Source organism: Sphingomonas sp. PR090111-T3T-6A (assembly GCF_000383095.1).
GTDB lineage: Bacteria > Pseudomonadota > Alphaproteobacteria > Sphingomonadales > Sphingomonadaceae > Solisphingomonas.
In genome coordinates this window covers 114,008-127,356 of sequence record NZ_AORL01000013.1, presented here as the reverse complement: position 1 = coordinate 127,356, position 13,349 = coordinate 114,008, and the positions used below count along the sequence as shown (strand labels likewise).

At 68.4% G+C, this 13,349-nt stretch carries 12 protein-coding genes and 1 pseudogene; 3 read left to right on the top strand and 10 right to left on the bottom strand.

Annotated features, from left to right (window positions below):
* Nucleotides 1–68: 68 nt before the first annotated feature.
* The 3 genes and pseudogenes from ST3T6A_RS0106745 (at nt 69) to ST3T6A_RS21845 (ending at nt 1,467) form a co-directional block, all read left to right on the top strand.
* A complete protein-coding gene (locus ST3T6A_RS0106745) occupies nt 69–497 on the top strand; it encodes a CHRD domain-containing protein (protein WP_019832148.1) in 429 nt (142 codons plus the stop codon).
* A 64-nt stretch (nt 498–561) separates the two neighbouring features.
* Nucleotides 562–894, top strand: a pseudogene (locus ST3T6A_RS21850) (DUF427 domain-containing protein); the annotation flags it as partial.
* A 93-nt stretch (nt 895–987) separates the two neighbouring features.
* Nucleotides 988–1,467: a glutathione peroxidase gene (locus ST3T6A_RS21845; protein ID WP_026359494.1), complete on the top strand. Its 480-nt coding sequence runs from the start codon at nt 988–990 to the stop codon at nt 1,465–1,467.
* Nucleotides 1,468–1,470: 3 nt separating this feature from the next.
* Here the strand turns inward: ST3T6A_RS21845 and ST3T6A_RS19520 are convergent, their stop codons facing one another.
* From ST3T6A_RS19520 to ST3T6A_RS0106690, 10 genes are all read right to left on the bottom strand, one after another.
* A complete protein-coding gene (locus ST3T6A_RS19520) occupies nt 1,471–1,749 on the bottom strand; it encodes a PspC domain-containing protein (RefSeq protein WP_019832146.1) in 279 nt (92 codons plus the stop codon).
* A gap of 155 nt (nt 1,750–1,904) precedes the next feature.
* Nucleotides 1,905–2,771: an aldolase/citrate lyase family protein gene (locus tag ST3T6A_RS0106730; protein WP_019832145.1), complete on the bottom strand. Its 867-nt coding sequence runs from the start codon at nt 2,769–2,771 to the stop codon at nt 1,905–1,907.
* 61 nt (nt 2,772–2,832) lie between these two features.
* Nucleotides 2,833–3,441 carry a flavodoxin family protein gene (locus tag ST3T6A_RS0106725; RefSeq protein ID WP_019832144.1) on the bottom strand — a complete coding sequence of 203 codons (609 nt, stop codon included), beginning with the start codon at nt 3,439–3,441 and terminating at the stop codon, nt 2,833–2,835.
* A gap of 111 nt (nt 3,442–3,552) precedes the next feature.
* Nucleotides 3,553–4,479 carry a LysR family transcriptional regulator gene (locus tag ST3T6A_RS0106720; RefSeq protein ID WP_019832143.1) on the bottom strand — a complete coding sequence of 309 codons (927 nt, stop codon included), beginning with the start codon at nt 4,477–4,479 and terminating at the stop codon, nt 3,553–3,555.
* 62 nt (nt 4,480–4,541) lie between these two features.
* Nucleotides 4,542–4,802, bottom strand: coding sequence for a hypothetical protein (locus ST3T6A_RS0106715; protein ID WP_019832142.1), 261 nt, complete (start codon nt 4,800–4,802; stop codon nt 4,542–4,544).
* Nucleotides 4,799–6,268, bottom strand: coding sequence for a PepSY-associated TM helix domain-containing protein (locus ST3T6A_RS0106710; protein WP_051103404.1), 1,470 nt, complete (start codon nt 6,266–6,268; stop codon nt 4,799–4,801). Before ST3T6A_RS0106710 ends, ST3T6A_RS0106715 begins: the two co-directional genes overlap by 4 nt.
* A gap of 20 nt (nt 6,269–6,288) precedes the next feature.
* Nucleotides 6,289–6,585 carry a DUF3649 domain-containing protein gene (locus tag ST3T6A_RS0106705; protein ID WP_019832140.1) on the bottom strand — a complete coding sequence of 99 codons (297 nt, stop codon included), beginning with the start codon at nt 6,583–6,585 and terminating at the stop codon, nt 6,289–6,291.
* Nucleotides 6,582–8,756, bottom strand: a complete 2,175-nt coding sequence (locus ST3T6A_RS0106700) for a TonB-dependent siderophore receptor (protein WP_019832139.1) — start codon at nt 8,754–8,756, stop codon at nt 6,582–6,584. The genes ST3T6A_RS0106705 and ST3T6A_RS0106700 overlap by 4 nt, the downstream gene beginning before the upstream one ends.
* Nucleotides 8,757–8,842: 86 nt before the next feature.
* A complete protein-coding gene (locus ST3T6A_RS0106695; RefSeq protein ID WP_019832138.1) occupies nt 8,843–10,174 on the bottom strand; it encodes an MATE family efflux transporter in 1,332 nt (443 codons plus the stop codon).
* Between the two features lie 54 nt (nt 10,175–10,228).
* Nucleotides 10,229–13,210 (bottom strand): TonB-dependent receptor, encoded by a 2,982-nt coding sequence (locus ST3T6A_RS0106690; RefSeq protein WP_157602519.1) that lies wholly within the window; start codon nt 13,208–13,210, stop codon nt 10,229–10,231.
* Nucleotides 13,211–13,349: the final 139 nt, after the last annotated feature.

The following is a 13,349-nucleotide window of genomic DNA, read 5'->3' as shown; positions in this document are numbered from 1 at the left end:
TTGCAACCGCCCCGATTCCGGCGCGTTCTGCTCACGGCGCCGTTTCGGCGCGCAACAGGGGATTCGACATGAAAGTTGGATTTGCGACCCTCGCCGCCGTCAGCGCGATCTGCCTGACGGGCGCGGCGCCCGCGTTGGCCGAGACGGTGCACTACAGCGCCCAGCTCGACGGCAAGTCGGAAGTGCCGGCCAACACCACCGGCGGCAAGGGCGTCGTCAAGGCCGAGCTGAACACCGCGACGCGGGCCTTCACCTACACCATCACCTATTCGGGCCTGACCGGCCCCGCATCCGCCGCCCATTTCCATGGCCCGGCCGCGGCGGGCGTCAACGCGCCCCCGGTGATCGCGATCAAGAGCCTCGCCAGCCCGATCAAGGGCAAGGAGGTGCTGACGCCCGAGCAGATGGCCGATCTCCAGGCCGGCAAATGGTATTTCAACGTCCACACCAAGGCGAACCCCGGCGGCGAGATCCGCGGCCAGCTCGCCAAGCCCTGAGGCCTCCTCTGGCAGGTTCGGGATCGCACCCTATCTCGGTCCCGAACCTCACCGGAGATGCCCCATGTCCAGCAAGCCCGTCAGGATACCCGGCCCCGATCACCCCATCACCGTCGAGCCCGCCGCCGCGCGCATCGTCGTGACGCTCGCCGGCAGGACCATCGCCGACAGCACCCATGCCCTCACTTTGCGCGAGGCGAGCTATCCGCCGGTGCATTATATTCCGCGCGCGGATGTCGACATGGCGGCGCTCGGACGCTCGGCAACGACGAGCTATTGCCCCTACAAGGGCGAGGCCTCCTATTTCAGCATCCCTGCCGGCGGGGATCGTTCGGTCGACGCGATCTGGACCTATGAGGCGCCGCACGACGCCGTCGCGGTCATCAAGGACCATCTCGCCTTCTATCCCAGCCGGGTGGACTCGATCGAGGAGCGTTTACCGCCACCGCCGCTCCCGACATGGATGAAGCCTTCAGTTTCGGGGGCGGCGATGACCAGCATCTATGATTTCACGGCGAACGGCATCACCGGCGAGCCCCGCTCGCTCGGCGACTATCGCGGGCAGGTGATGCTGATCGTGAACACCGCCAGCAAATGCGGCTTCACCCCGCAATATGAGGGGCTGGAGGCGCTGCATAAGGATTATGCCGCCAAGGGCCTCGCGGTGCTGGGCTTTCCCTGCAACCAGTTCGGCGCGCAGGAGCCGGGCGACGCCGCCGAGATCGCGAACTTCTGCAAGCTCACCTACGACGTCGACTTCCCGATGTTCGCCAAGATCGAGGTCAATGGCGACGGCGCCCACCCGCTCTATCGCTATCTGAAACACGAGGCGCGTGGCCTGTTCGGCACCGAGCGGATCAAGTGGAACTTCACCAAGTTCCTCGTCGACCGCAGCGGCAAGGTCATCCGCCGCTTCGCCCCCAACGCCAGGCCGGAGACGCTGCGCCCCGCGATCGAGGCGCTGCTCTAGGCCTCAGGCGGCGGCGCGCATCGGTTCGGCGGCGACCTCGGCCTGCTCCGGCTGGCGGACGACCTTGGCGCGGCGCGGCTCGCGGACCAGCAGGCGGCTCGCCAGTACGGTGACGGCGAGGATGCCGTAGACGATCAGCGTATATTCCGGCTTCACGATCAGCGAGATCGCCAGCCCGACGCGCAGGAAATCCGGGTTGAAGCCCAGCCCCTCGCCGACGGCCTTGCAAACGCCGATCAGGCTGGCCTGCTTGCGGGCGGCGACGGTCTCGTCGTGGGTCATCGGTCGGCTCCATGCGGTGGAGGAGCGGGCTGCTCCCCTTTGCACAGAACATTGCAGGGGCCGTGCCAAACCGCCCGAAGCCCGGATTCCGGGGCGTTCGCGATGATCGACGCCCCGGTGCATCGGCGAAATGCGCCAACAGGTGGCGGAAACCCCTATTCCGCGATGGCGTCGCGGATCGCCAGCGTCCGGCGGGCGGCGACCAGATGCAGCCGCTCGACCATCCGGCCCTCGACGCGGATCGCGCCCTTGCCGGCATTCTCCGGCAGATCGAACGCGGCGAGAATCGTCTCCGCCCAGCGGACCGCCTCGCCAGACGGCGAGAAGGCGGCGTTGCACGGCTCGATCTGACGGGGGTGGATCAGCGTCTTGCCGTCGAAGCCGAACTCGACGCCCTGACGGCATTGCTCGACGAGGCCGGCCTCGTCCTCCAGCTCGTTGAACACGCCGTCGAGGATGGCGAGCCCATAGGCCCGCGCCGCCGCCACCGCGAGGCCGAGCGCGCCGACGAAGGGCAGCCGCGCGGTCGTCAGCGTCGCGCCCATCTCCTTGGCGAGATCGTTGGTGCCGAGCACGAAGGCGGACAGGCGCGTGTCGGCGGACATCCGCGCGATCTCGTCGAGGCGGAAGAGGCTGCGCGTCGTCTCGATCATCGCCCACAGCCGCACGGAACCGGGCGTGTCGGCGAGGAGGGCCTGATAGCCCGCAATGTCCCCGCCATCGGAAACCTTGGGCACCAGCACCGCGTCGGGCGCGACGCCGGCCAGCGCGCGCAGATCATCGGCGCCCCACGGCGTCTCCAGCCCGTTGACACGCACCACCAGCTCGCGCCGGCCGAAACCACCCGCCCGCACCGCCTCGACCGCCTGCGCGCGCGCCAGCTCCTTGGTGTCGGGGGCGACGGCGTCCTCCAGATCGAGGATCACCACATCGCAGGGCAGCGTCCGCGCCTTCTCCAGCGCGCGCAGGTTGGAGGCCGGCAGATAGAGCGCGCTGCGCCGGGGGCGGATGGTCACGCTCAATCTCCTGTCTTCCTCATGCTTCGCGGCCGCCCCTTCTATCGGGCGGCCGCGGCAAGGTCGATCAGGCGTCGACCAGTTCGCGGACACGGCCCCGCGCGAACTGGAGCGCGACGGTAGCGACGCGGCGGCCGAGATGCTCGGCGGTGCGCAGGTCGGAGTTGGGCGGGGTCACGTCCGCCCCCTGATCGGCGTTGGACTGCGAGGCGGCGCCCATGAAGAAGCCGAGGCGGTTCAGATCCTCTTCCGAGCCGGCCGACGAATTGTTGCCCGGCGGCAGGCCGAGGCTGACCCAGTGCATCCCGTGCTGCGCGGCGAAGATGGCGAGGCTGTTCAGAACCGCGCTCTTGTCGCCCGAGCGGGAAGCCGAGTTGGTGAAGCCGGCCGCGATCTTGTCGCGCCACTTGCCGCCCTTGGCGAACACCGCGTTCGAGGTGGCGTCCTGGAAGGCTTTGAACTGGGCGGACTGGGCGCCCATGTAGGTCGGCGTGCCGAAGATGATGGCGTCCGCCTCTTCCAGCAGATCCCACGGCGCATCGCCGCTCTCGACGGGGATCAGATGCGCGGTGACACCCTCGACGCCCGCCGCGCCGCGATGCACGGCCTCGGCCTGACGCGCGGTGTGGCCATAGCCCGAGTGGAATACGACGGCGACGTTGATTTGCACGGTCATGGGAAGCTCCTGCTCATTTGGCGCTCCTCTAACCCCACGACCGTCCTACGTCGACGATAAGATATGGATCAATATGTTCTACTTTATCGAACGATCATAAAAGCCGACAGACTAGCGCGCCGCCGCATCCGCTGTCAGCCGCGCGAAATGCGCCTTGAGCCGGGGCACCGCGAAATCGGCGAAGGCGCGGACCTTGGGCACCTGAAGCCGCCCGTGCGGCGCGATCAGGTGGACGGGCAGCGCCGGCGCCTCGGCATCGGCGAGCAGGATGCGGAGCTTCCCCTCCCTCAGCTCATCGGCGATGTGATAGGAGAACATGCGCGTCACGCCGCGCCCCTCCACCGCGCTCGCCACCGCGCCCCGGATGCTGTTGATGATGATGCGCGGCGCAAACTGCACCGTGCGCGGCACCGACGAGCCCGGCAGCGGCGGGAAGCTCCAGCTCTCCAGCCCGAAATGCGTCATGGCGACGATCTGGTGCTTGGCGAGGTCGGCGGGCTCCTCGATCAGCGGATGCTGCTCCAGATAGCGCGGCGCCGCCGCCACCACGCGGCGCACCTCCCCCACTCGGATCGCCACCAGCGTGGAATCCACCAGATTCTGGATGCGCAACGCGAGATCGATGCCCTCGTCGATCAGGTTCGCGGGGCGATCGAGGAAATAGAGGCGGACGTTCACCGCCGGATATTCGTCCATGAAGGCGTCGACGATCGGGCGCAGCACCGTCTCGCCCGCCGCCACCGGCGCGGTGATGGTGAGCAGCCCGCGCGGGGCGGAGCGCTCGCCCGCCGCGATGATATCCGCCTCCTCCAGATCGGTCAGCACCCGGCGGCAGGCGACGGCGTAGCGCTGCCCCGCCTCGCTGAGCTTGAGCGAGCGGGTGGTGCGGTGGAGCAACTCGGCGCCGACATGGTTTTCGAGGAAGGCGATCGCCCGGCTCACCGCCGCCGGAGACTTGCCAAGCCTGCGTCCAGCGCCCGCGAGGCTCCCCTCGTCGAGGGTGGCGACAAAGACCTTCATCGCGTCGATGCGATCCATCAGCGTTCCGTTGAGCGGAGGAATGACCCCCGCTTCATAGGAATTGCCTCGCTGGACGGCAATCAGCGCCGCGTGGCGTGCGCCGTGAAAGCGAGCGTGACGAGGGGCGACAGCAGCCCGAAGGCCAGCACCCAGCCGATGAAGGCGAGCAACCCGCCCCCCGCCATCATCACCGCCGCGAAGGAGAGCGCCAGCAGCGCCGCACCCGCCGCTTTCGCCCGCCGCCGCCGCCGCGCGGAGAGGCGGAAGCGCTCGGCCACGCGGCGGCTCGCCACCGCCAGCAGCAGGATCGCCGCCAGCATGAGCAGCAGCCCGCCGGTCATGCCACCGTCGCCCGCTCACGCCGCGCGGCGCGGACCTTCGGGCGCCAACCCCGACGCGCGGCCATCCCCAGCCCCGCCGCCAGCAGCAGCGCGGTCAGCCCGACGCCGAGGCCCGGCCCGTCGGCCCGCGCCGTCCCGCACAGGATGTCGACCAGCGGGATCGCCGCGCAGGCCGCGGCCGAAAGGCCCAGCAGTTCGCTCCACGCCCGCTCCGGCCGGCGGATCGCGCCGAACAGCAGCACCGCCCCCCATGTCCAGAACACGGCATGGACCTCCGCCATCTGCCGCCCCACCATCGCGACCGGCAGGAGCCGGTTGGCGAGGAAGAAGGCCGCGAATGCCGCCGGGGTGCCGCCCACGAAGCCAACATTGAGCCGCTCGACCAGCACGAAGCCCCAGCCTCGCCGCCGCTCGCGCCGCTTGGCAGTCCACAGGATCAGGCCGGTGGCGATCAGCCCGGTCAGCATCCAGCCCGAGATGAAATAGAGCCAGCGCGACAAGGCGCCCGCGAAGCGCGCGGTGTGCAGGCCGTAGAAGGCGTTGAACACGCTCAGCACCGGCCGCCGCTCGACATGCTCGGCGAGGATGCGGCCGGTCGTCCCGTCGAAGCTGATGACATGGTGGGCGATCTGGAGGCGGTCGTCATCGGCGCTGGTGAGGCTGATCACCGCCGACGCGTCGCCCGGATTGAGCACCGAGATGAGGCCGATGGGCCCGCCGATGCGCCGTTCCGCCTGCCGCAGCAGCGGCCCGATCGGCACCAGCGGCGTGGGCCGGCCCGTCATCGCGCGCGTCACCTCGGCCGGATAGAGATCGTGTCGCAGCGCCGCTTCGTCGCCCCGATAGCCCGCGATCGCGCCCCACGGCATCAGCAGGTTGGCCAGCGTCAGCGCGCCAGTGAACGAGATCAGCAGATGGAAGGGCAAGGCCGCGACACCGAGCAGGTTGTGCGCGTCGAGCCAGCTCCGCTGCCCCTTGCCCGGCCGGAAGGTGAAGAAATCCGCGAAGAAGCGCCGGTGGGCCACGATCCCCGTGATGATCGCCAGCACCATCAGCATCGCCGCCGAGGCCGACAGGATGCGCCCCCACGGATAGGGAAGCTGCAACTCGAAATGGAAGCGGTAGAAGAACTCGCCGCCCAGCGTGTCGCGGATGCCCGCCGGGCTGCCGGTGCGCGGATCGAGCGCGCGCGTCACATAGTCGCCGCCGTCCAGCCAGAGCGCCTGTGTGGTGGAGGCGCGATCGTTGGCGGGCTGGAGATACCAGGCCGGCGACTTCGCGGCATGGACGGAAAGCCAGCCGATCGCCGCCTGCGTGGACTCGACCGGATCGACGGCGACGCGCGCCACCTCAGGCCGCGTCCAGCTCCCGATCTCGGGGCGGAAGACGGCGAGCGTCCCGGCCAGCGCGATGGCGAGCAGCAGCCAGCCGATCACGAGGCCGGACCAGTCGTGCAGCCACGTCATCGAAGGGCGGAAGCCCGGCTTCACGGCCGCCACCCCGCCAGCAGCGCGATCCCGCCGAAGAGCGCCGCCGCGATCAGGATGCCCGCCCACGCCCGAAGAGCACTGCGTGCCCAGAAGCAGCCCATGGCCGCCACCGGCAGCGCCAGCATCCCCGCCAGCGCTCCGGCCGTCCCCGCCTCCTCGCGCGCGACCGGCAGCGCCACGCCGAGCGCGATGGCGACGAGTGCCGCCACCGCATACCCCCCCGCCAGCGCCGCCGCGACCCGCGCCGCGACGCCGAGGCGGGTGCGCACCGGCAGGGCGCGCGCCTTCGTCACCAGCGGTAGCCGATCGTGCCCTGCACCGTGCGGCGCTGGCCGTACCAGCACCACGAATATTGGGCGAGGCAGCTCGTGAGATACTTCTTGTCGAAGATGTTGGTGGCGTTCAGGCCCAGTTCCAGGCCCTTCAGGCGCGGGCTGACCTTGGACAGATCAAGCCGCATCAGCGCGTCGAACACCGTGTAGGACGGGGTGCGGAGCGGGCGCGTGGTGCCATCCGTGAAGGTGTAATAGTCCGCATAGACGCTGTCGACATGGCGCACCGCACCGCCGACCGCGAAGCCCTCGGCCGGGCCGGACTTGGGCGCCCATTCCAGATTGGCGGAGATGCCGCCGCGCCCGGTCGAGTCGAGCGGCTGGCCGATATGCTCGGGCACGACATCGTCCAGCACCTTCACGCTCTGTCGGCTGAAGGCGATCTTCGCGTTGAAGCCGTAGGGCAGCGACCCGCTCGCCTCCAGCTCCACGCCGCGCGAGCGCACGCGCCCGGCCTGATGGTAGCTGAAGCTGTTGTCCGGCACGGCCACGTTGGTCTGGTGGATGTCGAACCACGCGCCGGTGAGCAGGATGTCGGTGCCCGGCACCTGATATTTGGCGCCGGCCTCGATCTGCTTGCCGAGCGAGGGCTTGGCCAGCGTCCCGTCGGACAGCACGCTCGCCTGCGGCTCGAACGAGGTCGAGTAGCTGACATAGGGCGCGATGCCCCACCGCATCTTATAGAGGGCGGCCGCGCGCCAGGTGAACTTCTTGTTGTGCTGCACCTGGGTGCCGTCGGTCTGGCGCGTCCAGTCCTGCCGGCCGCTCAGCGTCACGCGCAGGTCGCCCACCGCGATCTGATCCTGCGCATAGACGCCCTGCTGGCGCTGGTGGACATCGGTGAATTGCGCTTCCGCCAGGCCCGTGTCGAAGGGCGGGCCATAGCCCGGCACCTCATAGGGATTGGCCGGCGTCGGCATCGTGCCATAGACCGGATTGAACACGTCGATCGGCGTCGCGGTGCCGAAGGCGTACAGCTCGGCCGAATGCGCCACCTGCCGGTCCACGCCGATCAGCAGCGAGTGGTGGAGTGGGCCGGTGTCGAACCGGCCGCTGAGCTGGTTGTCATAGGTCCAGTTGTTGAGCTGCTCGTGCGTCGCATAGGAGGCGCGGGAATAGAGCGTCGGCGCCGGATCGGTCACATCGACGGGCGCGCCGCTGGTGTAGACGATGCCGAGGTCGCTCTTCACATATTGGTAGCGGCCCGAGGAGCGGAACGTCCAGCCGCCGCTGAAATCATGGCGCAGGATATAGGTGATGCCCGCCTGCTTGCGGCTGAAATAGTCGCCCGGCTCGCCGCCGTAGAAGCGGGTGGAGATGCGCCCGTTCGGATTGTCGACCAGCGTGCCCAGCGCCGGGAACACGCCGTAATCGCCGTTGGACGGATCGTGCGAATAGGCCGCCAGCACCGTCAGCGTGGTCGGCGTGCCATCGCCCACCGTGACCGCGCCCGACACCGTCTGGCGGCGGCGCTTGCCGTAGGTCTGCTGGTCGTGCGCGCCGTTGGCGCTGCCATAGAGGCGCCACAGCACCTTCTGGCCGAGCCGGCCGCCAACATCGGCGTCGATGCGGTAGAGATCGTCATTGCCGTAGGTGGCGGACGCCGCGCCGTAGAAATCGCGCGCGATCGGCAGCTTGCTCTCCTCCGCGACGAAGCCGCCGGGGCTCGACGCGCCGTAAAGCGCGGAGGCCGGGCCCTTCACCACTTCGATCCGCTCCAGCCGCGACACATCGACCTGCGGGGCGACATAGCCGCTCGGGCTGCCGAACTGCTTGAGGCCGTCGAGATAGACCGGCGCGTCGAAGCCGCGCAGCTTGAACTGATCGTAGACCTCCGCCGAGGAACCGCGCGTCTCCGGGGTCACGCCCGAAACGAAGCGCAGCGCCTGGTTGAGGTTCTGGAGGCCGAGACCGGCGATCTCGGAGGCGTCGATCACGCTGATCGACTGCGGGGTTTCGATGAGGGGCGTGTTGCTCTTGGTGCCCGACAGGGCTTCCGTCAGCGGGCGATCGCCGGTGACCACGATCTCCTCGGCATTCGATCCACCCTCGGCAGCGTGCGCGGCCCCGGCCAGCAAGGCGGAGGCGGCGATGCCGGCAAGCAGGCCGGACCGGCGGACGGACATGAACATGAATCGAGTACCCCTAGACACCTGTGTGTGATCGTCGGGGCGCGCTATACATTAATGATAGTTATTCGCAATAGCGTGATCGGCAATCATAGGACAAAAGATGGCTCCGCCCGCTCCACCCGCCGGAAGAGGCCCGGCAGGCATAGTCCGAGCGACAATGCGCGATAGACATAGCTGGCGAGCAGGGCGGCCCAGACGCCCACATCGCCGAAGCCCCTCAGCGCCGCATCGGTGGCGAGATAAGCGGCGGTCACCGCCACCGCCGCGTTGCGCAGCACCCGGCCACGCGTCGCGCCGATGAAGATGCCGTCGAGCAGCCAGCTCGGCGCGCCGAGCAGCGGGATCAGCGCGCACCAGGGCAGCATGGCCATTGCCTGCACGCGCACCGCCGGATCGCGGGTGACGAGGTCGATCAGCACGTTCCCACCGAATGCGATCAGCAGCGTGAAGAGGAGTCCGCCCGCCAGCGAAAACTCCCCCGTCAGCCGCACCGCGCGCAGGAACGCTGCCCGCGAGCCCGCCCCCACCGCCGCGCCGACCCGCGCCTCAGCGGTAAAGGCGAAGCCGTCGAGCACGAAGGCGCTGACGCTGACGAACTGCATCAGCACATGGTTGGCGGCGAGCGGCACAGCGCCCAGCCGCGCCCCTGCCCGCGCGAACCATGTGAAGAGGATCAGCAGCGCCAGCGTGCGGATCATGATGTCGAGATTGACTGCGATCAGCCGCCGCATCGACGCGAAGGCGAACAGCCCCTCCCCGCTCAGCATCCGCCACCAGCCCGCGCCCAGCACGCGATGCACCGCGACCAGCCCGACACCGAGCGCACTCCACTCCGCGAGAGCGGTGCCGATGCCGACACCCAGCGCGCCCATATGGAAGCCACTCACGAACAACAGGTCCAGCGCGATGTTGAGCCCGTTCATCAGGAGCTGGCAGCCGAGCGCCAGCCGCGTCCGCCCCATGCCGAGCAGCCATCCGTTGATGACATAGAAGCCGAGCGCACCCGGCGCCCCGAAGAAGCGCGCGGTTGTGAAGGCATGGGCCGCGCCCTCGGCCTGCGGCGGCACGCTCATCACGTCGAGCGCGAAAGGCACGATCAGCCCGGAGCAGGCCAGCAGCAGCGCCCCGATCGCCACGCCCAGCACCAGCCCGCGCAGCAGCGTGGCGGGCACCTCGCGCCTGTCGCCGGCGCCCCTGGCCTGCGCGGTCAGCCCCGTAACGCCCATGCGCAGGAAGCCGAAGGTCCAGAAGACGAGGTTGATGACGGTGACGCCCAGCGCCACGCCCGCCAGTGCGCCGGCATCGCCGGTGCGGCCGATCACGGTCGCGTCGACGATGCCGACGAGGGGCACCAGCGCCTGGCCGAGGATGATCGGCCATGCCTGGGCGAAGATGGCGCGGCGGGAGAGCGGTTCCATCGCCGCGCCATAGCCTGACGGACCGCCCTGCCGGAAGGCGGCCCGTCCGGCCGGTCAGAATTCGGCGGTGACGCCGAAGGTGAAGGTGCGGCCGCTGGTCGTGTAGACCTCGGTGCGGTCGGCCTTCAGGTCGGTGAACTGCTCGATCGCCTGATTGGTGAGGTTGATGCCCTCGACCACCAGCTTCAAGCGCGGGTTGATGTTGAAGTGCGCCTGCGCGTCGACGTTGTTGGTCGCGCGGATGCCGTCGCCGACATTGCCGCCGCCGCCGCCGCTGGTCAGGTAATGGCTGCGATAGGCCGTCGAGATGCGGGCGCCCCAGCGGTCCGTGTCGTAATAGAGGGTGGCGTTGGCCGCCCACTTGGACAGGTTGAACAGCGGGATGCGCACCGTGGCGCCGCTGATGATCGCGGACTGGTGACCGTCGAAATAGGTGCCGTTCACGTTGATGCCGAGATGCTTGAGCGCACCCGGCAGGAAGTCGAAGTCATGCTGGAACGAAGCCTCGACACCCTTGATGTCCGCGCCCGGCCCGTTGATCGGGCGGCTGACGTCGAAGATCGTGTTGGCATCCTCGCCCGGAATGAGCAGCGACAGCGGCAGGCCGGTCTCGCTGTAGGGAAGCTGCGTCGTCGTCGGCGTCGTGAAGCTGTCCATGTGCTTGTAGAAGAAGCCCAGCGACGCGAAGCCCTTGGTGCCCATGTAATATTCGAGCGAGCCTTCCACCGAGGTCGCCTTATAGGGCTTGAGGAAGGGGTTGCCGAAGCTCACCGAGCCGCCGTTCGGGCGCGTGGTGATCGAGCCCGCCGCCGCGAGATCGCCCAGCGCCGGACGGTTCACGTTGCGGCTGACGCTGAGGCGGCCGATCAGGTTCTTCTGGATGTTCACCGCCACGTTGGCGGCGGGCAGCCAGCCATGGCTGTGCGTGGTGATCGACACCGGCACCAGCGTGGTGACGCCGTTCACCGGCGCGGTCAGATGGCCCGACGACACCAGCGCGGTATCGAAATAGCGCACGCCGGCATTGGCGCGGACTTCCATGCCGAACAGCCAGGTGTCGAGATCATATTGGGCGTAGCCGCTCCAGGTCTTCTCGTCGACGCGATAGTCCGAACCCGCCTGAAGATAGGTGGCGTTGAGATCCCGCGGATCGCCGATCAGCGAATAGATGCCGTCGATGTCGCCACCGATATAGGGAAGCAGCGAGTCCTTATCGATCACCTGCTTCAGCGAATCCGGGATGGTCGTATCGGTCGGGACGTTGTGGAAGACCTTGTTGTTGTACTGATAGCCGCTGTTGGTGAAGTGCTTGTACTCGCCGCCGACCTCGAAGTTCGAGGTATCGCTCACCTTGTAGTTCGCGGCCAGCTTGCCGTTGGCATATTTGTTGGTGATGGCGTTCTCCTGCGTGTCGAGACGCATGAGCTGCCACTGCGACGGATCGGCGACGTCGAAGCCGTAGGTGTTGGTCGGAATGGTCGGCTGGTTGTCGAAGCTGAACGCGTGGTTCTGCGATTCCAGGAACACCTTGTCGAACACCGGCTGGCGGAAGTCGGACTGCTCATAGCCGCCCAGCGCGCTGAACTTCAGCCGGTCGGTCGCCTGCCAGCTGCTGGTCAGCGCGCCCTGATAGAAATCGGTGTGGTTCTTGACGATATGGTGCTCGGAGCGCTGGTCGATGCCGGTGTAGCTCGCCTGCTCCAGCGTGTTGCCGACGATCGTGGCGGACTGGATCACCTGCGTCCCGCCAACCGGGCTGCCGGTCAGCGCGTTGGTGCCAGCGGCGGCGATCGCCCAGTCGTCGCGATGGTCCTGCATCCGCCCGTAGAGCAGGTCGAGGTCCACCTTCAGGCTGTCGCCATGATATTGCAGCGCGCTGGTGACGCCCAGGCGCTTGCGGTCGGTCCACCAGGTCGAGGGCGATTCCGCCTGCGGGGCGAAGATGGTGCCCGATTCCAGCTTGGAGGCGGTGTCGGCGTCGATGCCCGGTCCGATGTTGGCCGGGTTGTACTTCACCTGGCCCCAGCCCCAGTTGCGATAGCCATATTCGTTGCTCTTGATCTCCGAATAGGCGACCGAGACGAGCGCGCCGAAATCGCCCCAGCGATCGGACGCGAGCGCCACCACGCGCGGGGTCACGCCGCTGGTGTTGGTGTTGGTCTGGCCCTTGGCGGAGACGACGAACTTGGCGCCCGCATAGTCGAAGGGCTTGGCGGTGGTGAGCTGCACGGTGCCGGCGATGCCGCCCTCGTCCTGATTGGCCGAGTAGGACTTCTGCACCGACACGCGGTTGAACAGCTCGGACGCGAACAGGCTGAAGTCGAACGAGCGCGAGCGGCTCACCGCGCCGCGATTGTCCATGCCAGACGCGGTATTGCCGAGCACTTCCATGCCGTTGAGCTGAGTCCGCGTGAAGTCCGGCCCGAGGCCGCGCAGCGTGATCTGGCGGCCTTCGCCCGAGTCACGACTGATGGTGACGCCGGGCACGCGCTGGAGCGATTCCGCGAGGTTGAGATCGGGGAAGGCCGCGATGTCCTGCGCGACGATATCGTCCTCGGAGCCGACCGCCATGCGCTTGTAATCCTGCGCGATCTTGAGGCTGGCGCGATAGCCGGACACGATGATCTCGTCAGGGGTCGCCGGCGCATCGCCATTGCCCTGCTCGATGCCGGTTTCGATCGCCGTGTCAGTGGCCGCCACGCGCTCGGCCGACGCGCGGCGCGGCATAGGGCCCGGCTTGAGCACCACGATGTTGCCCGAGACATGCGGCGTCAGCCCCGTGCCCGCGAGCAGGAGCGAGAGCGCCTCGCGCGCGCTGTGCTGGCCGTTGACGCCCGCCGTGCGGCGCCCCTCGACGGCCGAAGGCGGCACCACCACCTGCACGCCCGTCGCCTGCGAATAGGCCGAGAGGCCGCTGCGCAGATCGCCCGGCGCGATGCTGAAATTCGCCGGCTGGCCGAGATCACCGCCCGCCGCCTGCGCGGCCACCGGCGTGGCGATGCCGCCCACCGCCAGCGCCAGCGCGAGGCTGCTCATCGAAAGTCCCTTGAAGCGTTGCATTGGTCTGTCCTCCGCTCGACCGCCGTTCAGCGGCCCCGAGCGGAAGACGGACGCCTCCCCGAAACCCGGACAAAAGAATTTTGTGCGATTTTTCAGTCGCTTTTACGTCAGTTTC

Bases quoted from the DNA above. Each gene is read 5' to 3' on its own strand.
- ST3T6A_RS0106745 (WP_019832148.1), top strand. From the start codon at position 69: ATGAAAGTTGGATTTGCGACCCTCGCCGCCGTCAGCGCGATCTGCCTG.
- ST3T6A_RS21845 (WP_026359494.1), top strand. From the start codon at position 988: ATGACCAGCATCTATGATTTCACGGCGAACGGCATCACCGGCGAGCCC.
- ST3T6A_RS19520 (WP_019832146.1), bottom strand. From the start codon at position 1,749: ATGACCCACGACGAGACCGTCGCCGCCCGCAAGCAGGCCAGCCTGATC.
- ST3T6A_RS0106725 (WP_019832144.1), bottom strand. From the start codon at position 3,441: ATGACCGTGCAAATCAACGTCGCCGTCGTATTCCACTCGGGCTATGGC.
- ST3T6A_RS0106720 (WP_019832143.1), bottom strand. From the start codon at position 4,479: ATGGATCGCATCGACGCGATGAAGGTCTTTGTCGCCACCCTCGACGAG.
- ST3T6A_RS0106715 (WP_019832142.1), bottom strand. From the start codon at position 4,802: ATGACCGGCGGGCTGCTGCTCATGCTGGCGGCGATCCTGCTGCTGGCG.
- ST3T6A_RS0106710 (WP_051103404.1), bottom strand. From the start codon at position 6,268: ATGACGTGGCTGCACGACTGGTCCGGCCTCGTGATCGGCTGGCTGCTG.
- ST3T6A_RS0106700 (WP_019832139.1), bottom strand. From the start codon at position 8,756: ATGTTCATGTCCGTCCGCCGGTCCGGCCTGCTTGCCGGCATCGCCGCC.
- ST3T6A_RS0106695 (WP_019832138.1), bottom strand. From the start codon at position 10,174: ATGGAACCGCTCTCCCGCCGCGCCATCTTCGCCCAGGCATGGCCGATC.
- ST3T6A_RS0106690 (WP_157602519.1), bottom strand. From the start codon at position 13,210: ATGAGCAGCCTCGCGCTGGCGCTGGCGGTGGGCGGCATCGCCACGCCG.